The 25,175-nt window shown below is 72.5% G+C and carries 21 protein-coding genes and 1 pseudogene; 6 read left to right on the top strand and 16 right to left on the bottom strand.

Annotation, left to right across the window (positions count from 1 at the left end):
- The first annotated feature begins 3 nt into the window (after positions 1-3).
- Positions 4-456, top strand: a complete 453-nt coding sequence (locus tag EV382_RS05860; RefSeq protein ID WP_130400585.1) for an Rv0361 family membrane protein — start codon at positions 4-6, stop codon at positions 454-456.
- Between the two features lie 159 nt (positions 457-615).
- Positions 616-1,092, top strand: a complete 477-nt coding sequence (locus tag EV382_RS05865; protein WP_130400586.1) for an SRPBCC family protein — start codon at positions 616-618, stop codon at positions 1,090-1,092.
- Positions 1,093-1,146: 54 nt separating this feature from the next.
- On the opposite strand, the gene EV382_RS05870 is transcribed toward EV382_RS05865, so the two are convergent.
- Complete coding sequence (locus EV382_RS05870) at positions 1,147-2,256, bottom strand: ROK family protein (protein WP_130400587.1); 1,110 nt, start codon at positions 2,254-2,256, stop codon at positions 1,147-1,149.
- A gap of 41 nt (positions 2,257-2,297) precedes the next feature.
- On the opposite strand from EV382_RS05870, the gene EV382_RS05875 reads away from it, so the two are divergent.
- Positions 2,298-3,518, top strand: a complete 1,221-nt coding sequence (locus EV382_RS05875; protein WP_341870143.1) for an MFS transporter — start codon at positions 2,298-2,300, stop codon at positions 3,516-3,518.
- A gap of 121 nt (positions 3,519-3,639) precedes the next feature.
- On the opposite strand, the gene EV382_RS05880 is transcribed toward EV382_RS05875, so the two are convergent.
- On the bottom strand, positions 3,640-5,028 hold the full coding sequence (locus tag EV382_RS05880; protein WP_130400588.1) for a serine hydrolase domain-containing protein: 1,389 nt from the start codon (positions 5,026-5,028) through the stop codon (positions 3,640-3,642).
- 250 nt (positions 5,029-5,278) lie between these two features.
- Between EV382_RS05880 and EV382_RS05885 the strand changes: the two genes are divergently transcribed.
- A complete protein-coding gene (locus EV382_RS05885; protein ID WP_130400589.1) occupies positions 5,279-6,655 on the top strand; it encodes an FAD-dependent oxidoreductase in 1,377 nt (458 codons plus the stop codon).
- A gap of 44 nt (positions 6,656-6,699) precedes the next feature.
- On the opposite strand, the gene EV382_RS05890 is transcribed toward EV382_RS05885, so the two are convergent.
- The 6 genes from EV382_RS05890 to EV382_RS05915 all read right to left on the bottom strand — a co-directional run bounded on the left by EV382_RS05890 (position 6,700) and on the right by EV382_RS05915 (position 13,680).
- Positions 6,700-7,176: a heme-degrading domain-containing protein gene (locus tag EV382_RS05890; RefSeq protein WP_130400590.1), complete on the bottom strand. Its 477-nt coding sequence runs from the start codon at positions 7,174-7,176 to the stop codon at positions 6,700-6,702.
- Between the two features lie 26 nt (positions 7,177-7,202).
- Positions 7,203-8,663 (bottom strand): SDR family NAD(P)-dependent oxidoreductase, encoded by a 1,461-nt coding sequence (locus EV382_RS05895; protein ID WP_130400591.1) that lies wholly within the window; start codon positions 8,661-8,663, stop codon positions 7,203-7,205.
- Positions 8,664-8,792: 129 nt separating this feature from the next.
- Positions 8,793-9,698 (bottom strand): siderophore-interacting protein, encoded by a 906-nt coding sequence (locus EV382_RS05900; protein WP_130400592.1) that lies wholly within the window; start codon positions 9,696-9,698, stop codon positions 8,793-8,795.
- A 26-nt stretch (positions 9,699-9,724) separates the two neighbouring features.
- Complete coding sequence (locus tag EV382_RS05905) at positions 9,725-11,824, bottom strand: Fe(3+)-hydroxamate ABC transporter permease FhuB (protein ID WP_130408494.1); 2,100 nt, start codon at positions 11,822-11,824, stop codon at positions 9,725-9,727.
- A gap of 5 nt (positions 11,825-11,829) precedes the next feature.
- Entirely contained in the window at positions 11,830-12,813 is a 984-nt protein-coding gene (locus tag EV382_RS05910; RefSeq protein ID WP_130400593.1) for an ABC transporter substrate-binding protein, read from the bottom strand.
- Between the two features lie 33 nt (positions 12,814-12,846).
- On the bottom strand, positions 12,847-13,680 hold the full coding sequence (locus EV382_RS05915) for an ABC transporter ATP-binding protein (RefSeq protein ID WP_130400594.1): 834 nt from the start codon (positions 13,678-13,680) through the stop codon (positions 12,847-12,849).
- A 113-nt stretch (positions 13,681-13,793) separates the two neighbouring features.
- Here EV382_RS05915 and EV382_RS05920 point away from each other — a divergent pair, with 113 nt between their 5' ends.
- On the top strand, positions 13,794-16,973 hold the full coding sequence (locus EV382_RS05920; RefSeq protein ID WP_130400595.1) for an ATP-binding protein: 3,180 nt from the start codon (positions 13,794-13,796) through the stop codon (positions 16,971-16,973).
- A gap of 1 nt (position 16,974) precedes the next feature.
- Here the strand turns inward: EV382_RS05920 and EV382_RS05925 are convergent, their stop codons facing one another.
- Both EV382_RS05925 and EV382_RS05930 read right to left on the bottom strand, forming a co-directional pair.
- Entirely contained in the window at positions 16,975-17,802 is an 828-nt protein-coding gene (locus EV382_RS05925; protein ID WP_130400596.1) for an ABC transporter permease, read from the bottom strand.
- Positions 17,799-18,680 (bottom strand): annotated as a pseudogene (locus tag EV382_RS05930) (ATP-binding cassette domain-containing protein); the annotation flags it as partial. The pseudogene EV382_RS05930 and the gene EV382_RS05925, both read right to left, overlap by 4 nt.
- A gap of 342 nt (positions 18,681-19,022) precedes the next feature.
- Between EV382_RS05930 and EV382_RS05935 the strand changes: the two are divergent.
- Positions 19,023-19,649: a dihydrofolate reductase family protein gene (locus EV382_RS05935; protein WP_130400598.1), complete on the top strand. Its 627-nt coding sequence runs from the start codon at positions 19,023-19,025 to the stop codon at positions 19,647-19,649.
- Between the two features lie 78 nt (positions 19,650-19,727).
- Here the strand turns inward: EV382_RS05935 and EV382_RS05940 are convergent, their stop codons facing one another.
- Genes EV382_RS05940 through EV382_RS05965 form a run of 6 tightly spaced genes read right to left on the bottom strand, consistent with a single transcriptional unit; the run spans position 19,728 to position 25,167 of the window.
- Positions 19,728-20,531, bottom strand: coding sequence for a class I SAM-dependent methyltransferase (locus tag EV382_RS05940; protein WP_130400599.1), 804 nt, complete (start codon positions 20,529-20,531; stop codon positions 19,728-19,730).
- A gap of 32 nt (positions 20,532-20,563) precedes the next feature.
- Positions 20,564-21,334, bottom strand: coding sequence for an ABC transporter ATP-binding protein (locus EV382_RS05945; protein ID WP_130400600.1), 771 nt, complete (start codon positions 21,332-21,334; stop codon positions 20,564-20,566).
- Entirely contained in the window at positions 21,334-22,077 is a 744-nt protein-coding gene (locus EV382_RS05950; RefSeq protein ID WP_130400601.1) for an ABC transporter ATP-binding protein, read from the bottom strand. Before EV382_RS05950 ends, EV382_RS05945 begins: the two co-directional genes overlap by 1 nt.
- Positions 22,074-23,084 (bottom strand): branched-chain amino acid ABC transporter permease, encoded by a 1,011-nt coding sequence (locus tag EV382_RS05955; RefSeq protein WP_130400602.1) that lies wholly within the window; start codon positions 23,082-23,084, stop codon positions 22,074-22,076. Before EV382_RS05955 ends, EV382_RS05950 begins: the two co-directional genes overlap by 4 nt.
- Positions 23,081-23,977 carry a branched-chain amino acid ABC transporter permease gene (locus EV382_RS05960; protein WP_130400603.1) on the bottom strand — a complete coding sequence of 299 codons (897 nt, stop codon included), beginning with the start codon at positions 23,975-23,977 and terminating at the stop codon, positions 23,081-23,083. Before EV382_RS05960 ends, EV382_RS05955 begins: the two co-directional genes overlap by 4 nt.
- The gene (locus tag EV382_RS05965; protein WP_130400604.1) at positions 23,974-25,167 is read right to left on the bottom strand and encodes an ABC transporter substrate-binding protein; all 1,194 of its coding nucleotides are present in this window, start codon (positions 25,165-25,167) and stop codon (positions 23,974-23,976) included. Before EV382_RS05965 ends, EV382_RS05960 begins: the two co-directional genes overlap by 4 nt.
- Between the last annotated feature and the right edge of the window lie 8 nt (positions 25,168-25,175).

The following is a 25,175-nucleotide window of genomic DNA, read 5'->3' on the forward strand; positions in this document are numbered from 1 at the left end:
GCCATGACGTACGAGCCGATAATGGTTCCCGACCGGAGGCCGAACCGGACTGTTCGTACGGTCCTGATCGTCCTCGGTGCCCTACTGGCGCTGTGCTGCGTGGTGGGCACCTGCGTCGGCCTCTGGTTCTACCGCTCGCTCAAGGACTCGGTCGAACCGGCCCGGGCGGCCACGACGGCGTTCGTCGACGACGTGCAGGCCGGCAACTACCCGGGCGCGTACGGGCGGCTGTGCGAACGGGTGCGCGACGGCATGACTCAGGAGGAGTTCGCCCGGGTCCAGGCCGCCCAGTTGAAGATCAGCAGTTACGAGATCACCAACGTGAACGTCAACAACTTCAACGGGCGGCTCACCGCGACCGCCACCGTCGTGGTGGTCCAGGAGGCCACCGGCGCGCGGGCCAGTCAGGCGGTGGCGCTGGTCAAGGAGGACGACGAGTGGCGGGTCTGCCAGTGAGTTCACCGCGCCGTCGCGGCATAGGAGCCAGCACGCTCAGCGAGAGCCCGGCCAGCGGTTGTGTCCAGACCGACACCCACGCGCAGGTGGCGTGGCGGCGCGGCGAGTCGGGCCCTGTCCCGGTGGCTGGGCGGTCGCGGCCCGGTCTAGGTTCGAGGCATGCGCGTGCGAACCGGATGGACCATGCCCCACCCGGCCGAGGTTCTGTGGCCGGCTCTCTGCGACTCGCGTCTTGAGCTTCAGCCACGCTGCCCGGTGTTCTACCTGGGCACGCCCCGACCCACCTCGTGCCGGCTGCCGGACGGCCCGGGCGAGGTCGGCGCCTCCCGGCAGTGTGTCTCGGAACAGGGCGTGGTGCGCCAGCGGATCACGGTGTGGGAGCCGCCGAGCCGGTTGGCGTTCCACATGGAGTCGACGGACCTGCATTTTCATCGTTTCGTCGACTATCTCGGGGACCTGTTCGAGTTGGTCCCGGTCAACGGCGGGACCCGGGTTACCCGGACCACGACGGTGACGGTCCGGGGGTACGGTCGCGTCGCGCTCGAACCGGCGCTCTGGGTCGGGCTGAAGTCGGTGCACCGCTTCGTGTTCCGCAACTGGCAGAAGATGGCGTTGTCGCCACCCGCCATCCTCTGACCTCGCGTCGATCGGTGGCAGCTCAGCAGGGCGTCGCTCGGCGTGTCGAGCTGCTCAGCTGCCAACGATCAAGGGATGGGCCAGCTCCGGAATGCCGTAGTGCTGGTCGAGGACCTGCATGGCGGCGCCCGCGGCGATCACGTCCGCGCCGAGGCTGGACAGGGTCACCCTCGTGCGGAGCCAGTCCGCGCGCCGCGCGTCGGCCTGCACGGCCTCGGTGACCGCCGCGAGGTAGGTCTGCGGGTGCCCGAGGAGGTCCGCGCCGGCCAGCACCACGTGGGCGAGGTCGAGGGTCTGGAGCAGGTTGACGACGCCCACGGCCAGCACCCGGGCGGCGTGTGCGACGTCCCCGGCCTCGGCGGCGTGGTGGTGCACGACCTCCAGGCACCCGTGCCGGCCGCAGACGCAGCGCGGCCCGGTCAGGTCGACGACGGTGTGGCCGAATTCGCCGGCGTTGGTGTGCGCCCCACGGTGGGCCGCCCCGCCCAGCCAGAAGCCCGCGCCGACGCCGGACTCGACCATGATGAGGGCCGCGTCGCCGAACGTCGCGCCGTGCCGCCAGGCCTCCGCCGTGATCCCCGCGGTGACGTCCTTGTCCAGGTGGACGGGCAGGCCCAGGTGCTTCTCGGCGATCTCGCGCAGCGGTACGTCGTGCCAGTGCCGCAGGCCGTGGGCGTCCCGGACCAGGCCGTTGGCGTGGTCGAGCGGGCCGATCATGCCGATGCCCAGCCCGGTGAGGCGGCTGCGCAGGTCGCCGACGCCGGCCATCGTGTCGATGCCGACGCTGAGGGCGTCGAGGAGTTGCGCCGGGGTGAAGTCGTGGGGCAGCGGGCTGACCGCCGAGTGGTGCACGGTGCCGGCCAGGTCGACCAGGACCAGCCGCAGCGTGCGCCGCGCCACGTGGGCGCCGATGGCGTATCGGCTGTCCGGGACGAGTTCGTAGACGACCGCCGGCTTGCCGATGCCCGGACGCCGCACGCCGGCCGGGCGGATCAGGCCGTCGGCGGTCAGCCGGGCGATGACCTTGGAGACCGCCTGTGGCGTCAGGCCGGTGGCCCTGACCACTGTCGCGCGCTCGAAGGTGCGAGCGGTACGCCCCACGGCCATGACCAGTGCCTGGTTGTAGTCGCGGAGGAAGGTGACGTCGGCAGTGACGCGAGTCATCTCACCACCCTATTACGCAACGCTGTTGCTAAATTTTTTCGGTGATCGAGTTGAGAACGGGTCGACGGTTGGCGGCCCTGGCCGCGCTGGCACTGGGCGGCGTCGCGGTCGGCCTGACCGAGTTCGTGGCGATGGGGCTGCTGCCCGACATCGCGCGCGGTCTACTCCCGAACGAGTACGCGCAGTCGCCGTCGGGCGCGGTCGCCCGCGCGGGTTGGATGATCACCGCGTACGCGCTCGGCGTGGTCGTCGGCGCGCCGCTGATCGCCGCGTTGAGCGCGCGCCTGCCCCGCAAGAAGCTCGTCCTCGGGCTGCTCGTGCTGTTCGCCGTCGGCACGGTGGCGTCCGCGATCGCCCCCACCTTCGACCTGGTGCTGGTGGCCCGGTTCGCGGCGGCGCTGCCGCACGGCGCGTACTTCGGCGCGGCCGGTCTGCTCGCGGCGACCCTGATGGGCCCCGGTAACGAGGCCCGTGGGTTCGCCACCGTGCTCGGCGGCCTGACCGTGAGCAACCTGGTCGGCGTACCCCTGATCACGCGGCTCGGGCAGGCGGCCGGCTGGCGGGCCGCGTACCTGGTCATCGCCGGCTTCTTCCTGCTCACCCTGCTGGCGGTGCTGGCGGTCGTCCCGGAGGTCGCCGCGGCGGTCGACGGCTCGCCGGCCGCCGAGTTGCGCGCGCTGCGGACCTCGCAGGTCTGGCTGGTCGCCGCGACCGGCGCGATCGGCTTCGCCGGGTTCTTCGCGGTCAACACCTACATCGCGCCGGTCACCACCGACGTCGCCGGCCTCTCCGCCGCCACCGTGCCGTGGGCGCTGGTCGCGGTGGGCCTCGGCATGACCGTCGGCAACGCCCTGGGCGGCTGGCTGGCGGACCGTGACCTCCAGCGGAGCACGGTCATCGGCTTCGTCGCGATGATCGTCAGCATCGCCGTGTTCAGCCTCGTGGCGTCGACCCGCGTCGGCCTCTTCGTGGGCGCTTTCCTGGTCGGTGCGACCAGCCTCTACCTCGGCCCGGTCCTGCAGGCGCGCCTCATCACCGTCGCGCCGGGAGCGCAACTGATGGGCGCGGCGCTCAACCAGTCGGCCATGAACATCGCGAACAGCCTGGGCGCGGCCCTGGGCAGTGTCGCCATCGCCGCCGGACTCGGCTACCTCGCGCCGGCCCGGGTGGGCGTGGTGCTGGCGGTCGTCGGGTTGATCCTGGGACTGGTCAGCTTCGCCGCCGGGCGACGGGTGCGCGAGCGGGTCCCGGCCACCGTCTGACGAGCGCGCGGACGGGCCCGGCCGACCCGAGGTGGCGGGGACCCGCCCGCGGGACGCGGTCAGAAGTCGTTCACGCTGACCGTCACCCGGTCGGTGCTCGACCGCCAGTTGGGCACATTGATCACCTCGTAGCCATCTTCGCGGCCAGGAGGTCCCCGACGGCGGCGCGGACCGGGTCCGGGTTCGACCAACTCCAGTTGGGGTGCGCTCGGTTGGTGAGCAGCGCCAGGACGAGTTTGCGGTCGGGCGCGACCAGGAGTGAGGGTCCGGCGAACCCGGTGTGGCCGAAGGTCCGGGCCGAGGCGAGCTTGCCCATGAACCAGCTCTGGTTGAGGACCACCCCGAGGCCGTGCGCCGAGGTCCGGTTGGGTCGCTCGGGGTCGATGGCGGGTTTGCCGGCGTTGTGGTTGCGGAGCATCCGGCGCACCGTCGCCGCGGCGAGGAGCTGCTTACCCTGGTGGGCGCCCTCGTTGAGGAGCAGTTGACCGATGGCCGCGAGATCCGTCGCGGAGGCGAAGATGCCGGCGTGACCAGCGATGCCCCCGAGGTGGTTGGCGACGTCGTCGTGGACGGTGCCCCGCAGCAGCCCTCGCGACGAGCGGGCGTCGGTGGCGACCAGGCGGCCGGTCTTGGCGGTGGTGGACATCCAGCTGGTGGGGTTGAAGCCGGTGTCGCGCAGGCCGAGCGGGTTGGTGAGGTTGGTCCGCAGGGCCTGGTCGAGCCGCTGGCCGGTGACCTTCTCGACGATCTTCCCGGCGACCATGAGCCCGACGCTGGAGTAGCGGAACGTGGCCCCGGGCACGGCGCCGGAGACCAGCGGCGTGGTGAGCACGGCGTTCCACCGGGCCGCGTTGTCGGGCAATCCGGTGACCTTGGCGCCGACCGGGAGGCCGCTGGTGTGGGTGAGCAGCATCTCGACGGTGACCTGCTGCTTGCCCGTGCCGGTGAAGGCCGGCAGGTAGTCGCGCACCGGGGCGCCGAGGTCGACCCGCCCCTTGTCGGCCTGCTGCAACAGCAGGATGGCCGTGTACACCTTGGTGACCGAGGCGAGGTCGAAGATGGAGTCGGGGCGCATCGGGACGCGCTGGTTCGCCGCGAGCAGCTTCGGGCCCGCCCCGTACCGCAGCGCCTCCCCGACAGCGGTGTGGACCGTCATCTTCCCGTCCACCAGCACCAGGGCGACCGCACCGGGGAAGCCCTTGTGCTGGATGGTCTGCGGTGTGGCGGGGAGGTGACGCCGCAGCAGGGCGGTCACGTCCGCCGCGTAGCGGGCCTGGCCGGCCGGTTGCGCGCCGCTCGGGGGGACCGGCGTGCCCGGGGCAGCCGACGGGGACCTGAGGTTTCCCGCCGTACCGAACCCGACCCGGTTCCCGGCGGCGTCCGTCCCGGTCACCGCGTCTCCGGCACCGGCCGCACCGGGGCTCGACCCGCCGGTGTCACCACAACCGACGAGAGTGGAGGTCGCGGCGGCCAGGCCGGCCCCGAGTAGAGTACGACGCGCAACGGGCATGCCGGAGATCGTGGCAGTCCGGCCTGCGGAGACGCCACCCGAGCCGGCCGAACGGTGATCCCGTCCAACCTCCTGTCCGACCCTCGGACCACGGACAGTCATCTGGCGGACACTGTCGGTAGACATTCGAGCGGTTGTGCGACGATCGGCGGGCATCACGTCGAACGACCGTCCACCGGTGACTGTCCGCGCACGGCCGCGAACAGTCACCGGGGAGGGCACACACCTCGTTACCCCCTTGGAGAGCACGATGTCCCTCTCCCCGTCCCGGGTCTTCGCAGAGCTGAACGCGGCTCGACCCCCTGACCGGCCGTCCCCGACGATGGGAACGGCCGTCGTGGTCGGCGGCAGTGTCGCCGGTCTGCTGGCCGCCCGGGTCCTCTCCGACCACGCCGACACCGTCGTCATCATCGACCGGGACGACCCGCAGGTGACCGGCGCGCGGCCCGGCGTACCCCAGGGGACACAGTTGCACGCCCTGCTGCCCGGCGGCCTCTTCCAGCTGGAGCGGTTGTTTCCCGGATTCCGTGACGAGGCAGTGGCGCGCGGAGCGGTCGAGGCACCGCCCGCGGCCCGGCGCAACTACCTCGACGGGCGTCTGAAGGTCGTCGTCCCCGACGACGCCGACAGTCTGGCCGGCAGTCGACCCCTCCTGGAGGGCCTGATCCGCCAGCAGGTGCTTCGACTGCCCAACGTCAAGACGATCACCGCCCGCGCCACCGGCCTCGTGTTCGACGGCACCGCGGTCACCGGCGTCCGCTGTGACGTCGGCGGAGTGCCCGGTGTGGAGCGCGCGGACCTCGTGGTGGACGCCATGGGGCGGTCCAGCAAACTGTCGGACTGGCTGGCGCAGGCTGACTGGGACCGGCCGGTCACCCGGCGGATGACCGTGCATCTCAACTACGCGACCGCCCTGTTCCGCCGCCCGGAGTCCACCCCGGACGCGACGGTCGTGCTGGCGCTGCACACCCCGAGGATGGCGGTGGACGTGGCCGGGGCCGCGTTCTTCGCCATCGAGGACGGCCAGTGGATGGCCATGATGGCCGGTTACGGCAACGACCGTCCGGGGCGCACCGCGCCGGACTTCGTCCGCCGCCTGCGGGAGCAGTTCCCACCGGAGTTCGGCGAGGTCGCCGACCAGGAGATGATTGGCGACGTCCAGACCTACCACCATGCCGACAGCCGGCGACGCGACTTCCACGCGCTCAAGCGGTTCCCCGCCGGCCTGATCAGCGTCGGTGATGCCGTCGCGTCGTTCAACCCGGTCTACGGGCAGGGCATGACGGCGGCGGCCCTGCACGCGGCCTGCCTCTCCACGTACCTCCGCTCCGGCCCCGACCTACGGGCGCCCGCGCGTCACTACCTCGCGCTCCAGAAGGTCGTGGTCGACGCCGCCTGGTCGATCTCGACCTCGGCGGACCTGGCGCTGCCGCACGTCGACGGGCCCTACCCGCGCGGCTACCGGCTCTCCAGCTGGGCCAGCCGGCAGATCATCACCGCGACCGTCACGGACGTGACGACCGCCCGGCGGTTCAACGACGTCGTCTCCATGCGCGAGCACCCGCGCACACTGGCCCGGCCCGGCGTGCTCCTGGGCGCCCTGCGCGCCAACCGGCGCGCCCACTGAACGGGCGACCCGGCGGCCTCGTCCCGAGGCCGCCGGGGAAGCCCTTACCGGGGAAGCTTGCGGAGGATGTCGACCACGAAACGGTGGTCGTCCAGCTGCGGCAACCCCGAGACACCGACCCAGCCCACCACGCCGGTGCCGCGCACCCGCAGCGGCACCGCGCCCCCGGCCGCCGCGTACCGCTCGGCCGGCAGACCGTACCGTTCGGCCAGCGTCACCTGCTTGTCCTGGCACAACCGGGCCATGTACAGCGACGAGTGCTCGAAGCGCATCACCACCCGCCCCTTGCGGCGCAGCCACGCGTCGTTGTCGGCCGTCGAGCCCGGCAGGCCACAGTGGAACAGCTGGCGCCCCGCCCGCCACACCCCGATCGACACCGGCAGCCGCTGCTCACTCGCGGCGGCGACGGCGAGCATCCCCAGCTCGTACGCGTCGGTCTCGGACAGGCCCGCGAGCTCCAGCTCGCTCTCCTCGCGCAGCAACTCGTCCAGCGTCGGCCACGCGTCACGTGCGTCTGACATGTTCTTCTCCTCGTCGTTGCGGTCGATCACCAGGCGCAGGGCGCGTAGTCCTTCAGGAAACAGCCGTACAGGTCCTCGCCCTGCTCGCCGCGGACGATCGGGTCGTACACCCGGGCCGCGCCGTCGACCAGGTCCAGGGGGGCGTGGAAGCCCTCGTCGGCCAACCGCATCTTCGTCGGGTGCGGACGCTCGTCGGTGATCCAGCCGGTGTCGACGCTGGTCATCAGGATCCCGTCGGTCAGCATCTCCTCGGCGCTGGTGCGGGTCAGCATGTTCAGCGCCGCCTTGGCCATGTTGGTGTGCGGGTGCCCCGGCCCCTTGTAACCGCGACCGAACTGGCCCTCCATCGCCGACACGTTCACCACGTACTTGCGGCGGGCCGGCGCGGCGGCCATCGCCGGGCGCAGCCGGCTGACCAGCACGAACGGTGCGGTGACGTTGCACAGCTGCACTTCCAGCAGCTCGACCGGGTCCACCTCCTGCACCCGCTGGACCCAGCTGTTGACCGAGTCGAGGTCGGGCACGAGCCCGCCGGCGTCGATGGCCGTGGACGCCGCGATCCGGTCCGGTGAGGCTGAGCGGCTGGTCAGTGCCAGCGCGGTGAGCGCGTGCGGGGTGAGCGCCGTCGACTGTGGCCCACCGGTGAGGGTGCCCACCGGGCCGCCCTGCCCGTCCGGCTTGGCGAACGTGATCAGCTCCGGTAGTGGGCCGTCCGGCAGGGCGGCGGCCTCCGCGGCGATGAGCTGCGCGTACGCCCCGGGGGACCGGCGGACGGTCTGCGCCGCATTGTTGATCAGAATGTCGAGGGGGCCCTGGCTGCTCACCGAGTCGGCGAGAGCGATCACCTGGGCGGGGTCGCGCAGGTCGATCCCGACGACGCGCAGCCGGTGCAGCCAGTCCCCGCTGTCGGGCATCGCGGCGAACCGGCGGACCGCGTCGTGCGGGAACCGCGTCGTGATCGTGGTGTGCGCGCCGTCGCGCAGCAGGCGCAGCGCGATGTACATGCCGATCTTGGCCCGGCCGCCGGTGAGCAGCGCCCGCCGGCCGGTCAGGTCGGTACGCGCGTCGCGGCGCTCCCGGTTGAGCGCGGCGCAGGACGGGCAGAGCTGGTGGTAGAACGCGTCCACCTGGCGGTAGCGCTGCTTGCAGACGTAGCAGCCGCGCGGATTGTGCAGGAAGCCCGCCGTCTCGCCCGCGACGGAGGACGCGAGCGGAATGCCCTGCGTCTCGTCGTCGATGCGACCGGGAGCGCCGGTGGCGGTGGCCTCGGTCACCGCCCGGTCGGCGGCGAGGATGGCGTCTCGCCGCTCCTCCCGTCGCCGCTGCTTGATCACCTTGTAGAGCCGGGCGGTGGCCCGCTGCACCCGCACCACGTCGGGGTGGTCGGAGGGCAGCGCCTCCAACTCCTCGAAGACGCTGAGGCAGGCCTCCAGCCGGCTTCGGTCAATACCCTCTTGACCGTTTTCGGTAATGCTGTCCACCGTCATGCGTCGTTGTCTCGTCCCGTATCCCGTGCCGGCTCCAGCCAGCCCCCAAAGTCCGACCCGAAACGGTACGCGCCCCCCGGCCTGCGACGCACGTCGCGGGCGGTCCGGCAGGCGCGTCGCGCGACACGGTCAGTCGGCGTCGGCGTGGCCGAGCCGCCAGTAGCCCATGAAGGCCACCGCCCGCCGGTCCAGACCCCGCTCGGCGACCAGGTGCCGGCGCAGGGTGCGGATGACGCCGGCCTCCCCGGCCAGCCACGCGTACAGCGGCGCCGGGGCCACCTCCTCGGGCACCTCCCAGAGGATCTCGGTGTCCACGTCCACGTCCGGCATGGGCGCAGCGGCCTTCGCCGCGCCGGGGGTCAGCAGTTCCCCGGCCGCGGCGACGACGGCGGGCACCAGCCGGCTGCCGTACCTGTCGGCCCCTCGGGACAGCCAGCGGACCTCGACACCGGACGGCGCGGCCAGCGGCAGCACGTCGGCGGCGTCGGGCACCTCCAGCACGACAGTGCCCCGGGCGTCGAGCGGAAGTCGCTCGCAGATGCTGCTGATCGCCGGCACGGCGGTCTCGTCCCCCGCCAGCAGCAGGGTGCCGCCGGCCGACGGTCGAAACTCGACCCCGCCGTGCTCGCCGGGGTAGCCGGCGTCCGGCCCGACGATGGCGAGTTCGTCGCCCGCGCTGGCCCGCCGAGCCCAGCGCGTCGCCGGGCCACTGTCGCCGTGCAGCACCAGGTCGACGTCGACCTCGGCCAGGTGGGGACGGACCGCCCGCACCGTGTACGTCCGGATCGGGTTGCGCAGGTGCGCCGGCAGGGCCCGCCAGGTCGCGTACCAGTCCGCCCCGTTCGGCAGGTTCACCCCGCGCTGGCCGGGCAGCGGTAGCGCCAGCTTGATCCGCTGGTCGTAACCGTTGTCGGCGAAGCGGTCCAGATCCGCCCCGGTGAAGGTCACCCGGGTGAAGGACGGGCTCAGTCGGCGTACCGCGCGCACGGTGACGGTGAACACGCGCCACGGCGCGATGGGCAGGGTCTCGGTCATGGTGCCTCTCTCGATTCGGGCGGCGTCTACCGGGTGGTGCTCGCCACGGCGCGGGAGCGCCACAGCAACCAGACGAAGTACGGGGTGCCGATCATGGCGGTGACCAGGCCGGCGGGGATCTGGGCCGGAGCGATGACCGTCCGGCCGAGAGTGTCGGCGATGCTGACCAGCGCCGCGCCGAGCAGGGCGGCCACCGGGAGCACCCGGGAGTGCCGCCCGCCGACGAGTGCCCGCGCGGCGTGCGGAGCGACCAGGCCGACGAAACCGATGACCCCGACGGCCGAGACGGCGGTGGAGGTGAGCAGCGCCGCCGCGCCGAGCGCGATCAGCCGGGTGCGTTCCAACCGGACGCCCAGCACCCGGGGGGTGTCGTCGTCCAGCGCCATCAGGTCGAGCTCCCGGCGGGCGGCGACCACGGCCGGGGTGAGCACCAGCAGGGCGATCAGCACCGGCAGCACCTGGGTGGGCATCCGGCCGTAGGTGGAGCCTGAGAGCCAGGTCAACGCCTTCCCGGTGTTCCACGGGTCGAAGGCGACGACCAGGAAGGTGATCACTGCCATGCCGCCCTGCCAGGCGCCGAAGCCGATCAGCACCAGCCGGTCGGAGCTCAGCCCGCCGCGCCAGGCCAGGCCGTAGACAAGCGCGAACGCCAGCATCGCGCCGAGCCCGGCGACGCCGGAGACGGCCCACACTCCGGCCAGTGGCACGAACGTGAGCAGCGAGACCGCGCCGAGTCCGGCACCGGCGGTGATGCCGAGGATGCCGGGTTCGGCCAGCGGGTTGCGGCAGACCGCCTGCACGGTGGTCCCGGCGACCGCGAGCGCCGCGCCGGCCAGGACCGCCGCGGCGACCCGCGGCCACCGCTGGTCCAGCACGAAGGTGTACGCGGGCCCGGTGCTGCCGTTGATCCAGTTGACGACATCCCCGAGCAGCACCCACGTGTCGCCGACGAGCATGCCGACCGTCACGGCGGAGATGGTCACGACGGCGGTGACGGCGACGACGCCGCGGTGGAAGGCGGCGGAGCGGACGGCCGCGTGCCCGCCGGGCGGGCGGCGGGTGGGGCCCGCGTCGCGGTGCCGGCGGGCCAGCCAGATGAGGATCGCCGCGCCGAACAGGGTGGTGACCACACCGGTGGGAATGTCGACCCCGGCCTGCCCGCCGAGCACGGCCCGCAGCAGCACGTCGGAGCCGAGCACGATGATGACCCCGGCGATGCCGGACAACGGCAGCAGGACGCGGTGCCGGTGCACCCCCGGCACCACGGGGGCGAGCAGCCGGACGATCACCGGGGCGCAAAGGCCGACGAAGCCGACCGGGCCGGTGAGGGTGACCGCCGCGGCGGAGAGCAGCACGGCCAGCACCATGACGGTGAGCCGGGTACGCCGCACGTCGAGACCGAGCACGGTGGCGGTGTCGTCGCCGAGGGCGAGGATGTCGAGGCGATGCCCGAGCAGCACGAGCACGAGGGCGGCACCGACGATCACCGGAGCGAGTTGGGTCAGCGCGGTCAGGTCGCTCTGCACCAGCGAGCCGTTCCCCCAGGCGAACAGCCCGATGGTGGCCTGCTCGAACAGGAGCAGCAGCAGGGTGGTCACCGACCCGAGCGCCAGCGCGGTCGCCGAGCCGGCGAGGATCAGCCGGGTGGTGCCGGCCTGCCCACCGGAGGACATCGCCATCACCAGGCCGGCGGCGGCCAGCCCGCCGCAGAAGGCGAGGCCACCGGAGGGCAGCGCCGGCAACGAGACGCCGAACGCGGCGACGGCGGCGATCGCCAGGTGGGCGCCGGCATTGACCGCAAGGGTGTCGGGGGAGGCGAGCGGGTTGCGGGCGATCGATTGCAACGCCGCGCCGGCGAACCCGAGCGCCACGCCGATGGCCAGCCCGGCGAGCAGCCGGGGCAGCCGGGAGGCGATCAGGACGCGGGCCGTCTCGTCGTCGCCGCCAGTCGCGAGCCGGAGCAGGTCGAGGGCCCCGACGTTCGAGGTGCCTTGGGTGAGGTGCACCGCGCCGACCAGGAGCAGCAGCAGGAGCGCCGCGACGAAGACCCCGGCGACGCGGGGTGCGGCCAGGCGCCCGTCCGGAGCCGGCCGGGTGGCCGGCTCCGGACGTGGGGGTGCGTTCAGCACGCTCACACCGCGTACGTCTTGACGAGTTCGTCGATGTACTGCTTGCCGGAGAGCGGCCCACCGAAGGTCCAGATGCCGTTGGGCATCTTGTGCAGGTTGCCCTTCTGCACGAAGGGCAGCGACTTCCAGATGGCGTTGCTGGCGAGCCCGTCAGCGAACACGTCGTCGCCGTCGGAGGCGTTGTAGAAGAGACGCATGTTCGGGTCCTTGAGCACGGTCATGCCCTCGACGTCGGTCTGGCCGAGGCCCCACACCTCATCGGTCTTGCCGGTCCAGGCGTTGGTGAGGCCGAGTTGGATGCCGATCTGGGAGACGAGCGCGCCCTCGCCGAACATCCGGATGCTGACGGTGCTGCCTTCCTTCCAGCCGTCGGCGATGGCGAACGGCTGGCCGGCGGCGCCCGCGTCGGCGATCTTCTTCCTGCCGTCGGCGATGGCCGTGTCGAAGTCGGCAAGCAGCTTCTCCGCCTGCGCGGTCTTGCCGACGGCCTTCGCGATCATGTTGAGGTCAGCGCGCATCCGGCCGAGGTTGTCGGTGGCGTCACTGGCCTTGGCGACCACGACGGGAACGAACTTCTCCAGCTGACTGACGATGGTGCCGCCCCGGTCGTCCTCCATCACGACGAGGTCGGGCTGGAGGGCGACGATCGAGTCGATGCTGGGCTCGCCGCGAGCGCCGACGTCCTTGACGCTCGGGTCGAGCTTCGCGGAGGTGACCCAGGTGGCGTAGCCCTTCGGGTCGGCCACACCGACGGGCATGACGCCCAGGCTGACCAGCATCTCGACCTCGCCCCACTCGAGCCCGACGACCTTGGTCGCCGGGGCCTTGAGGATGATCTCCTTGCCGCGGCTGTCGGTGACGGTGACCGGCCCGCCGGCAGCCGAGGCGGAGGTCTCGGGAGCGGCGGCCTTCTCGGTGGTGCCGCAGGCGCCGAGTGTCAGGGCGGCCACGACGGCGATGAGGGCGGTGAAACGGGTACGGGTCATGACGATCTTTCTTTGCTGGGGATGAGGGGTGTTTCAGACCAGGGCGCGGACCGCATGCCGCCCGACGGGGCGGGTGGTGACCAGTCCGCTGATCGGATCGGTGGTCACCTCGATGCGGATTCCGTAGGTCTCGGTGAGGGCTTCCTCGGTGAACACCGTGGCCGGGGTGCCGGTGGCGCGGACCCTGCCCTGGTGCAGCAGGACCACCTCGTCCGCCACGGCGGCAGCCTGGTTGAGGTCGTGCAGGACGACACCGACGGCGACGCCGTGGTCGTCGGCGAGGTCACGGACCAGGTCGAGGATCTCCACCTGGTAGCGCAGATCGAGGAAGGTGGTGGGTTCGTCGAGGAGCAGCACCGGGGTGTCCTGGGCCAGGCAGGTGGCCAACCACACCCGCTGCAACTCGCCGCCGGAGAGTTCGTCGACCGGACGCTCGGCCATCGCGGCGACGCCGGTGACGTCCATGGCGCGGGCGATGGCGGCGGGACCGTCCGGATCCTCGGTGCGCCAGCGCCCCCGGTAGGGGTGCCGGCCGTAGCCGACGACGTCGCGGACGGTGACCCCGCTGGGGACCGGCCGGCTCTGCGCGAGCAGGGTGACCCGACGGGCGAACTCCCGGGCCGCCAGGCTGGTGGCCGTGACCCCGTCGGTGAGGTGCACCGCTCCGGCCTCGATCGGGTGCAGCCGGGCCAGGGCCCGCAGCAGCGTGGACTTGCCGCTGCCGTTGGGCCCCACGAGGGCGGTCACCGCACCTGGACGGAGGTTGATGACGGCGGCGTGCACCACCGGCACGCCGTGATAGCCCAAGTGGAGGTCGACGCCGGAAAGGCTGCACTCCCCGTTGGCCGACGCCAACTCGCTCTGCATGAGGTTAGGCTAACCTAACCAATTGATGGCCTGTCAAGCCGGTCAAGCGACCGTGATCAGCCTGGTGGACCGGCGGCCGTCGGGTCCGTGCGCGCGTGGGGGATGCTGGGTCCGTGCACATCGCGACCCTCGGCCCACTCGCCGTCGACGGCCAGCCCGTCCGGGGTGAACGGCTCGCGGCAGTGCTCCGCGCGCTCGTCGACGCGCGGGGACGGGTGGTCTCCGTGAGCCTGCTCGTGGACGCCGTCTGGAACGGCGCGCCACCGGACGACGCGACCGGCGCCGTCCAGGCGCTGGTGTCCAGAGTGCGCCGTCTCGGGCTACCCGTGGTCGCGGTGCCGGGCGGATACCGGCTGCCCACCGAGGAGATCACCGTCGACGCGGTCGAGGCGCGCGCGCTCGTCGACCAGGCGGGCACCGTGGTCCGGTGCGGTGACATCCGTTCCGCCCGGAGCCTGGCCGATGAGGCGCGGGCCCTGTTCCCCGAGGTGCCGGAGCTGGTCGACGCCGAGGAAACCCGCCTGTTCGCGGCACTCGCCGCTTTGCGCGCGCAGACGGCACTCGCCGGCGTGGGCCCGTTCGACGAGGCCGACCTGCGCCGACTCGTCGCGCGTACGCCGCCGGACGAGCCGTCCGCCGCCCTGCTCGTCCGGGTGCTGGCTGCCCAGGGGCGGGAAGCCGAGGCGCTCGAGGTGGTCGAACGGCTGCGCGCCGATCTGGCCGACCGGTACGGCACCGACCCGTCACCCGTGATCACCGAGGTTCACCTGGCGCTGCTGCGCGGTGAACTCACCGCCCCGCCCGTCGCGGCGCAGCCCCGGCCACCGGCGCGGATCACGTTGCCGGCCGCGTGGCGCCGTCCGCTGGCCACCCTCGTCGGGCGGGAACGGGACATCGAGGCCGTCACCGACGCCCTCGCCGAGACACCTGTCGTAACGATCGTGGCGACCGGTGGCGCGGGCAAGACCCGGCTCGCCGCCGAGGTGACGCGGCGTACGGCGGCGGCCGGTCAGGCGGTACGCGTGATCGAACTCGCTGGCCTGCGCTCGCCCGACGAGGTGCTGCCCACGGTGCTCGCCGCGCTCGGTGGGGCGGACAGCACGGCGACCGGCGCCAACCTGGGTCTGGAACGACGGGTCCTCAGCCCGGAGGAGCGGCTGCGCGCGGTCGCGCCGGACCTCGACGGGCTTATCGTGCTGGACAACTGCGAGCACGTGCTCGACGCGGTGGCCGTCGTCGTCGCCGACCTGGTCGCGGCGGCCTCGCCGGAGGTCGCGGTGCTCGCGACGAGCCGCGCCCCACTGGGCCTGGTCGGCGAACTGGTGCACCGGCTGACTGCGTTGCCGGACGCCGACGCGCTCGCGCTGGTCGAGTCCCGGGCACGGGCCGGCGGCGCCGTGCCGACCTGGGACGCCGCCCGGGTGCTCGCGTTGTGCCACCGCCTCGACAACCTGCCGCTGGCCCTCGAACTGGCCGCCGCCCGACTGCGGCACATGCCGATCGACGACGTCCTCGCCGGGCTGACCGACCGGTTCGCGCTGCTCGATGACGCCCTGCGCGGCCTGCCCGAGCGGCACGCGAGCCTGTGGGCGCTTGTCGACTGGAGCCGGGAACTGCTTGCCGAGGACGACCGCGACCTGCTCCAGCGGGTCGCGGTCATTCCCGCGCCGTTCACCGCGGACCTCGCCGCCGCCGTCGCGCAGCGGACGGACGTACGGCGGGGGCTTGCGACGCTCGTCGAACAGTCCCTGTTGACCCTGGTCGAGGGCGACGGGCCACCCCGCTACCGGATGCTCGAAACCGTCCGCGAGTACGGCGAAGCTCGCCTGGACGCCGTCGGGGAGCGGGCTACGGCGATGGCGGGCCTCGTCGGTTGGGCTCGGAGTGCGGCCGCCGCGCTCGCCGGCCGTTTCGTCGGCCCCGGCCAGGTCGAGGCGCTCGAGCGCTGCGCCGCCGAGCAGGACAACCTGCTGGCGGCCCTGCGGTGGGCACTGGGGCAGGACGACGAGCCCGCCGCCGTCGACGTCGCCACCGCGTTGTTCCACCTCTGGACCGTGCGGGGCCTTCATCTCGAGGTCCTCGCGTGGGCGCGAGGGCTGCTGAACGTCGAGCACCCGCAGCGGCGACAACGGTCGGCGATCAGGCTCGGCCGGGCCAGCGGTCGGCCATTGCCCGACGCCGACCGACTCGCCTGGACGTGCGTGGTGATCAGCGTGAACTCCGGCATCAGTGGCGAGTTGCGGCTCGCCGCGCTCGCTCGACGGGCACTGCGGACGCTCCTGGCCGAGCGACCCGCCGAGGTGTCGCCCCGGCTGACCGCGCTCGCGTCGGCGTTGCCCGGCTTCGACACGTCCGATCTGGAGCGCAGCCTGAAGAGCGCCGACGAGATGATCGCGCATCCGGACCCGTACGTGCAGGGGCTCGGCCTGTTCGCACGCGCGGCGGTACGGGAGAACAGCGGCATGTCGGAGGATTCGATAGTCGACGCCGAGCAGGCGTACCACCGCTTCGAGGCCGTCGGTGACCACTGGGGCATGGCGGTGGCGGCACAGGCCGCCGGGCACTTCTTCGCCCCACGCGGTGACGCCCGCTCGACCGACTGGTTGACGCGCAGCGTCCGCCACATGGATCTCCTCGGTGCGACGCAGGACGCCCGGTCGATCCGGGTGATGCTGGACGTGCAGCTCGCCCTCGCCGGTGACCCGGAGGCCGAGCGGCGCCTGGATGAGGCCGCCACACCGGGCCACGGCGAGCTGACGGACGTCGCGCAGGCGCGCCTCGGCCTGGCCCAGCTGGCGTGGCAGCGTGGACGCTACGACGACGCACTCGCCCACGCCGACGAGGTGACCCACACCCTCGCCGGCTGGACCGGGCCACCGCCCCAGCCGCGCGTCGTACTCCGGGTCGCGGTGGCGGTCCTCCACCTGCGGGTGGCCGAGGCGCGGCGGGTGCCGGGCACCGAGGCCGCCGGCCAGGCCGCCGCGTTGCTGTCGCTCGCCCGCGACGAGGCGCTGGCCTCGAAGGACCTTCCGGTGATCGGCGCGTGGGCCTCGGGCGGCGCGGAACTCGCCGCGTGCCGCGAGGACGTCGGCACCGCCCGCCAACTGTCCGCACTCGCGACACGCATCGGCACCCACATCGAGATGTTCTTCCCCGCCGGAAAGGGCGAACGGCTCAACGCCGCCCTCGGGGACGAGGAGCAGCGTGAGCCGTTGCTGGCCGCCTGGCGTGAGCGGCCGGTCGCCGCGGCCGTCAGCCGGATCCGCGAGCTGATGGACGATCTGCTCGCGTGAGTTAGATCTTCTTGCGGTACATCCGCAGCGCCAGCGGCATGAACACCGCCACGAAGCCGGCGCACCAGGCGAGGGTCCACCACACGTGGTTGCCGAGCGGCGTGCCGAGGAACAGGCCACGGACCGACGCCACCAGGTGCGTCATCGGGTTGACGTCCACGAACGCCTGCATCCAGCCCGGCAGGGTGTCGGCGTCGACGAACACGTTGGACGCGAAGCTCAGCGGCATGATCAGCGCGAACATCAGGCCCTGCACGGCACCCGGGGTCCGCACCTTCATCGCCACGAGCACCGGCAGCCAACTCAGGCAGAGCGCGAACAGCACCGCGAGCAGACACCCGGCGACCGCCCGGAACGGGTCGGTGTCGATCCGGAAACCCATCACGTAGCCGATCGCGAGGGTCGACACCGTGACGATGACGTACCGGACGACGTCGCCCAGGACCGCACCGACCAGTGGTGCGGACCGGGGGATCGGCAACGACCGGAACCGGTCGAAGATGCCCTTGGCGATGTCGGTGTTGAGGTTGATGCCGATCGCGATGCAGCCGGTCGCGATGGTCTGCGCCAGGATGCCGGGCAGCAGGAACTGCAGGTAGTCGTGGGTCGATCCGGCCACCGCGCCGCCGAAGATGTACACGAAGATGATCAGGAACAGCACCGGTTGCAGGGTGACGTCGATCAGCGCCTCCGGCGTACGCCACGTCTTGATGAGGCTGCGCTTGGCGAGCGCCAACGAGTGCCGGACCAGCCGCAACGGCCGCGGATTCGGCACGGAGCCCGCGAGCGTACGGCCTTTCGTGGGCGCTGTGTCGATCAGGGTGCTCATGCCGCGACCTCCGTGGGGCGGGTGGTGTCGTCGTCGGATGCCGTACGCCCGGTGAGGGTGAAGAACACCTCGTCGAGGCTCGGCAGGTGCAGGGAGAGTTCGGTGACCGCGATGCCGGCCGTGGCGAACCGGGCGACGCTCTCGGTCAGGGCCGCGTCGTCGACGACCGGCACCGCGAGCACACCCTTGCGGATCTCGTCGGCCTGCGCGCCGGAGCCGACCTGGGTCAGGATCTCCGCGGTGCGGGGCAACTGCGCCGGGTCGGACGGCCGGACCTCCAGGGTCTGCCCGCCGACCACCCGCTTGAGCCCGTCCGGAGTGTCGTGCGCGATCACCCGACCGTGGTCGATCACCGTGATCGCGTCGGCGAGCGCGTCGGCCTCCTCCAGGTACTGCGTGGTGAGCAGCACCGTCGAGCCGTTGTTGACCAACGAGCGGACCACGTCCCACATGTCTTCGCGCTTGGCCGGGTCGAGCCCGGTCGTCGGCTCGTCCAGGAAGATCACGTCGGGGGAGCCGACCAGGCTGGCGGCCAGGTCCAGCCTTCGCCGCATGCCGCCGGAGTAGGTCTTGGCCGGTCGGTTCGCGGCGTCGGTCAGGTCGAACCAGTCGAGCAGCTCGACCGCCCGTCGCCGGGCGCCGATGCGCCCCAGCTCCAGCAGCGTGCCGAACAGCTCCAGGTTCTGCCGCCCGGTCAGGTCCTCGTCCACCGAGGCGTACTGGCCGGTGAGCCCGATGCTCTGCCGAACCCGCTCGGCGTCGCGTACCACGTCGAAACCGCCGATTCGGGCGGTTCCGCCGTCCGGGGTGAGCAGGGTGGAGAGGATGCGTACGGCGGTGGTCTTGCCGGCGCCGTTGGGGCCGAGCACCCCGAGCACCGTCCCACGGGGGACGGCGAGGTCCACGCCCTGAAGCGCCCTCGTCTTCCCGAACGTCTTCACGAGGCCCTCGGCCTCGATCACCAGGTCAGCTGTCATGCGGCGAGTCTGCGTGAGCTCGTTGACACCGCCCTGACACGCCACCGACACCGGCTGACACGGGCGCTGCCTCGGCGGAGGCAGCTCAATCGGTCCAGCGAATGAGCACGAAACTGGACCTTACCGCCGGACCGGCAGGGACTTACTGTTCCCGCACGACGCGTGCGGCGGCGCTGCCCGCACGCCGCACTCGCGGCGCTGCCGCCCGCGCGGCACGACCCGGATGTACGACGAGGAGGACCGATGGGCCGCACAGTGGTGAGCATGAGCGTGTCGGTGGACGGTTTCGCCGCCGGCCCGGACGTCACCGCCGACCAACCGATGGGCAGGGGCGGCGAGCGGCTGCACGAGTGGCTGTTCCGCACCGACGGGGATCGTGCGGTGGCCGCCGACGGGGTGACCCCGGTTGGCGTCGACGCCGCCCAGGTACGGGAGCGTCAGGCGACGACCGGCGCCGTGGTGATCGGCAAACGGACGTTCGACGTCGGTGTGGACCTGTGGCAGGACACGCCGTTCCCGGTGCCGTGCTTCGTGGTCACCCACGAGCGGCGTGACCCGATGCCGATGAAGAGCGGCGTCTTCACGTTCGTCAACGACGGGCTGGGCAGCGCCCTGCGCCAGGCGCGACAGGCGGCGGGCGACCGCGATGTCCTCATCATGGGCGGGCCCACCACCGCTCGACAGTTCGTCAAGGCCGGCCTGGTCGACGAGATCCACCTCCAACTCGTACCGGTGCTCCTTGGCGCGGGCACCCGCCTCTTCGACAATCTCGGCACCGGCGACCTCGACACGGGCCACATCGAACTCGAACGCGTCGCGGTGATCGAATCACCCCACGTCACGCACCTGCGCTTCCACGTCCCGAGGTGACCACCGGGCGTCGGTCGGCCCGCGCCCTCGACGAGTCCGGCGCAGACCGGCCGGGCTCCCTCGCGGTCGTCCACCTGCTCAGCTCGGTAGGCGGCCCCGCGTGGAGACGAAGTGGTACGACATGACGGCGAACCCGGGGTCACGGACCAGCCGCCGGAACGCGTTCAGTTGGTGGGGCGACAGACCGGCCGCCAGTAGGTCCGGTTCCAACTGACGTGAGTTGGTCTCGTAGAGCGAGGCCCCGGTCGACCCACCGGCCCAGCTCTGCGAGTGGGTGATGGTGTCCAGGTCGGTCAGACCGGCGAGGGCCATCTCGGTGTGCACGTCCTGCGCCCACCCCAGGTCGGCGCCGTGGTCCTCCAGGACACCCATCATGGCGTCCATGACCTGCCCGAAGAGCTTCGCGGCGTCGTCGCTCGGCGCGGTCAGCACCCGGGGCGGCGTGGTGCAGTCGAACTCCTCGACCACCAGCCACCCGCCGGGCGCCAGCGCGCCGGTGAGCGTACGCAGGACCCGCCGTCGATCGGGCAGGTGCAGCAGCACCAGCCGGGCGTGGATCAGGTCGAACGCGTCCCCGGGTGGCGGTTCGCTGCGGACGTCGTGTCGGCGTACCTGCACGTTGCCCTCGGCCACGAGGTGGGTGGGGTCGATGTCGGTGGCCAGCACATGACCGTCGTCGCCGACCGCGCGGGCGATCCGCCGGGCCATCGAGCCGCCTCCCGCCCCGACCTCCCAGCAGGTCGCGCCCGATCGCAGCACCGGGCGGGCCAGGCGGCGGGTCGTGATCGGGTCCAGGAAGGACTCCAGCGCGTGCATCTGGGGGACGGCGTCCGGTGCGCCGTTGTCGAACGTGTACGTGTCGTCGCTGGTAGCGGTTGCCATCGGTGTCTACCTCTCCGAGAAGGGTCGGGTGACTACGGGGTGTCGGCCCAGAGCCGGGGAGCCGGTCGGTTGGCCGGAGGCGGCGGTACGGCGGCGACGCTCACCATCGCCGCCAGTGGGGCCGGGTCGCGGCGGGCCTCCGCGGTCGGCCGGTCGTAGACCACCCGGCCGTACTCCAGCACCGCCACCCGGTCCGCGACCTCGATCGCGTGCTGGAGTTGCTGCTCCACGAGCAGCACGGTCAGGCCGTCGGCGGCGAGACCGTTGACGAGTTCGCGGACCCGCGCCGCCAGGTCGGGCGAGAGGCCCTCGCACGGTTCGTCGAGCAGCAGCACCCGGGGTTGGCCGAGCAGCGCCCGGGCTATCGCCAGCATCTGCTGTTCGCCGCCGGAGAGTTCGCAACCGCGGTGCCGCAGCCGCACCGCCAGCCTCGGCAGCAGTTCGAGGGTCCGGGCGACCGTCCAGCCCTCGCCGCCCGAGGTGGGGGCCCGCCACGGCGCGGCCGCCAGGTGCAGGTGCTCGGCCACTGTCAACCGGGAGAAGACCCGTCGGCCCTGCGGTACGAGGCCGACGCCGGACTGGGCGATGCGGTGCGGTTGTCGGCCGGCGAGGTGCACGCCGCCGATTTCGATGCGACCACTGGACGCGCGTACCAGCCCGGCGATGGTGTGCACGAGCGTGCTCTTGCCCGCCCCGTTGCGGCCCACCACGGCCTGGATGCTGCCCGGGCGTACCCGCAGGCTGACCTCGTGCAGGACGGTTCCCCCGGCGTAGCCGGCGCAGAGACGATCCACAGTGAGCATCAGGCCACCCCGTCGGCGTAGGCCTGCCGCACCAGCGGCGAGGTACGAATCTCGTCCGGCGTGCCGGCGGCCAACGTCTGACCGTCGCGCAGCACCGTGACCGTGTCGGAGAGGGCGTACACCAGGTCGAGTCGGTGTTCGACCAGCAGCACGGCGACCGCCCGGGGCAGCGCGTGGAGCACCTCGACGAGCCGGCCGACCTCGATGGCGGACAACCCGGCCGCCGGTTCGTCGAGGAGCAGCAGACGGGGGCGGCCGGCCAGGGCCATCGCGATCTCCAGCTGGCGTCGTTGGCCGTGCGAAAGGTGCCCGGCGGGCATCTGCGCGACGTCGGCGAGACCCATCTGATCCAGTAGCGGGCCCGCCTTCTGCTGCGCGGCGCGTCGGCGTCCGCCCGGCCACCACCGGCGGCGCGGGACGACCCGGGGCAGCGCGGCCACCAGGACGTTCTCCGTCGCGGTGAGCGTCGGGAAGACCGCGGGTCGTTGGTGGATGCGGTTGATGCCCCGTCGGGCCCGGGCCGCCGGCCCGAGCCGACCGACGTCGCGTCCGTTGAACCGCACCGTGCCGCGCTGCGGCCGCGTGGACCCGCCGATGACGTTGAGCAGGGTCGTCTTGCCGGCCCCGTTCGGGCCGATCAGCGCGTGCCGTTGGCCGTCGTGGATGCACAGGTCGACACCGTCGAGCGCGGCGAGCGAGCCGTACCGCACGCTGACCTCGTGGGCGGTGAGCAGGTAGGTCATCGGCGTACCTCCGCGACGGTGGCCTGCTCGGCGGCGGCGGGTTGGGGCGCCGGGGCCTGCGCCGGGCGCAGCCGGCCCCGAGCCTGGTTGACGCCGGTGGGCAGCAGGTAGACCGTCGCCACGAACAGTGCGCCCAGCACCAGCGGCGCGTGCCCCGGCAGCACCCCGAACAGCCAGTCCCGGGCGGCGATGACCAGCGCCGCGCCCACCAGCGCGCCGCCCACCGAGGCGGTGCCACCGATGACGACACCGAGCAGCAACAGGGCGGAGGTGTCGAAGCCGAAATCGGCGGGGGAGATGTACTGCTGGGCGACGACCAGCAGCGACCCTGCCGCACCGGCTATCGCCCCGGCCGCGATGTGCGCGCCGGACAGGTGCAGCGGCACCCGGTGGCCGCTGGCGCGCAGCCGCGTCTCGTCGTCGCGGCCGGCACGCAGCACCAGCCCGGCCCGGGTGCGCAACAGCAGCAGCACCGCGCCGATCAGCGTGGCCACCACGACCAGGGCGTACAGGTACCGGGCCTGATCGTTGGCCAGGGCCGGGAGCCCCCAGAACGGGCGGACCGCGGGGATGCCGGCCAACCCGTCCGTGCCGCCGGTCACCGATCGCCACCGCCCGAGGACGATGACGACGAGTTCGCCGATGGCCAGGGTGATCATCAGGACGATCACCCCTCGGGCGTGCACGACGAGCGGCACGGTGATCGCGGCCAGCAGCGCCCCGGCGCCCGCCGCGACGACGAGCTGCACGACACCGACGTCGGAGATTCGGCTGCCGACCACGGCACAGGCGTAGGCGCCGGCCGCGTACGGTGCGGTCTGACCGAGGGTGGGCATGCCGGCGACGCCGGTGAGCAGGGCCACGCTCACCCCGACCAGGGCCAGCGCCAGCGTCCGGGCGAGGATCGCCGTGGTGTAGTCGTCGACCACCCAGGGCGCGACGACCAGGCCGGCCAGGACGAGCGCCGCGATGCCGGCCCGCGCTCGACGGATCACCCCGCTCCTCATGCCGCGCTCCACCTGCCGGCCAGGCCGCGCGCCCGTACGGCCAACACCGCCGCCATGGCGGCGAACAGCAGGAACGGCGCGGCGGACGGCATCAGCGCCACCCCCAGCGTCTGGATCTCGCCGATCGCGAGCGCGGCCAGCAGCGTGCCCGCCATGGAACCGAGACCGCCGAGGACGACGACCACCAGGGAGAGCAGCAGCACGGTGTCGGCGGTGTCCGTGCCCGGGCCGATGATGGGCGCGCCGAGGACCCCGGCCGCGCCGGCCAGCGCGCCGGCGGCGGCGAGCACACCGGCGCGGATCCACGCCGGGCTCACCCCCAGGCAGGCGACCATCTCCGGGTCGTCGACGGCCGCCCGGACCAGCATTCCGGCCCTGGTGCGTCGCACCACCAGGTAGAGCGCGGCGGCGAGCACCGCGGCGACGACGATGAACACCAACCGGTACGCGGCGTAGCGGTGGCCGGCGACGACCACCGACCCCTCCAGGGCGGCGGGCACCTGGACCTGCGGGTCGTCGGGCCCGAAGCCGGCGACGAGCAGGCTGCCGCCGGCCAACGCCACCCCGAAGGTCAGCAACGCCTGACTCAGGTGATTGCCGGTGGCGATCGGTGTGAGCAGGCCAGCCAGGAGCACCCCCGCCGCGGCGGCGGCCAGCACACCGACCCCCAACGCCAACGCCAGGCTCACCCAGCCACCGTCGAGCAGCGCCGCCGCCGTGTACCCGCCGATAGCGTAGAGCAGGCCGTGCGCCAGGTTGAGGATGTTGGCGACACCGAAACAGAAGACCAGGCCCGATGCGGCGACGAAGACGAGCAGCCCGTAGGCGACTCCGTCCAACGCCGGGATCAGGTACGGGTCGATCCGGTTCGTGCCGGCCGCCACCGCTATCACCGGCCGACGGTCGCGAGGTCGCCCACGACGGTGTTGGACAGCGCCCGGCCATCCTGACGGACCTGCCGCAGGTACCACTTCTGCACCGGGGAGTGCGTGGTGGTGGAGAACTGCCAGGTGCCGCGCGGGCTGGCGATCTGGCCGAGTTGGCCGATGGCCGTGTTGATGGCCTCGGGGGTCGGGTCGCTTCCGGCGGCGCCGATGGCGCGGTCCAGCACCGCCGCCGCGTCATACGAGGCGAGGGCGTAGGTCGTCGGGGAACCGTCGTGCTTCGCCTTCCACGCGGCCACGAAGGCGCGATTCTCCGCGTTGTCGAGGTCGGGCGAGTAGTTGAGCACCGAGTAGATGTCCCGGGCCGCCTCGCCCTGCGCGTTGAGCACACCGCCCTCGGTGAGGAACCCGGCCGCGTACAGCGGGACGTCCTTGATCTCGGACTGGGCGTACTGCTTGACGAAGTCGACGGCGGCGCTGCCGGCGTAGAAGGTGTAGACGGCCGCCGCGCCGGAGGCCTTGATCCGGGCGAAGTACGGGAGGAAGTTGGTGGTGGCCGGGAACGGCGTGAAGGTGGTCTTGCCGTCGGGGTTCGCGAGCTTCCCGCCGATCTTTGCGAACGCGTCGGTGAAACCGCGCAGCTCGTCCCAACCGCCCTGGTAGTCCGGGCCGATCGCGTACACGGAACCCTTCACGTTGTCGCGGACGTGCTGGGCGATCGCCGCCCCGGGCTCGTCGGAGAGGTACGAGGTGTGCCAGACCCGGGAGACGTCCTTGAGCTCCGGCCGGCCGTTGGAGCCGACCAGTGGCACCTTGGTCTCGTTGAGCAGCGGGGTGACTCCGGCGACCGAGCCACCGCCGACGATGCCGGTGAGCGCGGACACGCGGTCCTGCTTGAGCAGCTTGGTCGCCGCCGGGACCGCGGTCTGGGCGCCGTTGCCCTCGTCGGCGACGACGAGGTCGACCTGCCGACCGCCGAGCTTGCCGTCGTGGGTGTCCAGGTAGAGCTGGAAGCCGTCACGGATCTCCGTGCCGACCGCCTGGTACGTGCCGGACAGCGACGCGAGCAGGCCGATCTTTATCGAGCCGCCGGCGCTCGGGCCCGCAGCGTCGTCACCGCAGGCCGTGCCGGTGGTCAGCACGGCGGCGAGCAGCGCGGCGGTGAGGGCACGGCTGCGCCAAGGCTTGGTGAGAGGCATGTCTGACT

Origin of the sequence: Micromonospora violae (assembly GCF_004217135.1) — a bacterium.
Taxonomy (GTDB): domain Bacteria; phylum Actinomycetota; class Actinomycetes; order Mycobacteriales; family Micromonosporaceae; genus Micromonospora; species Micromonospora violae.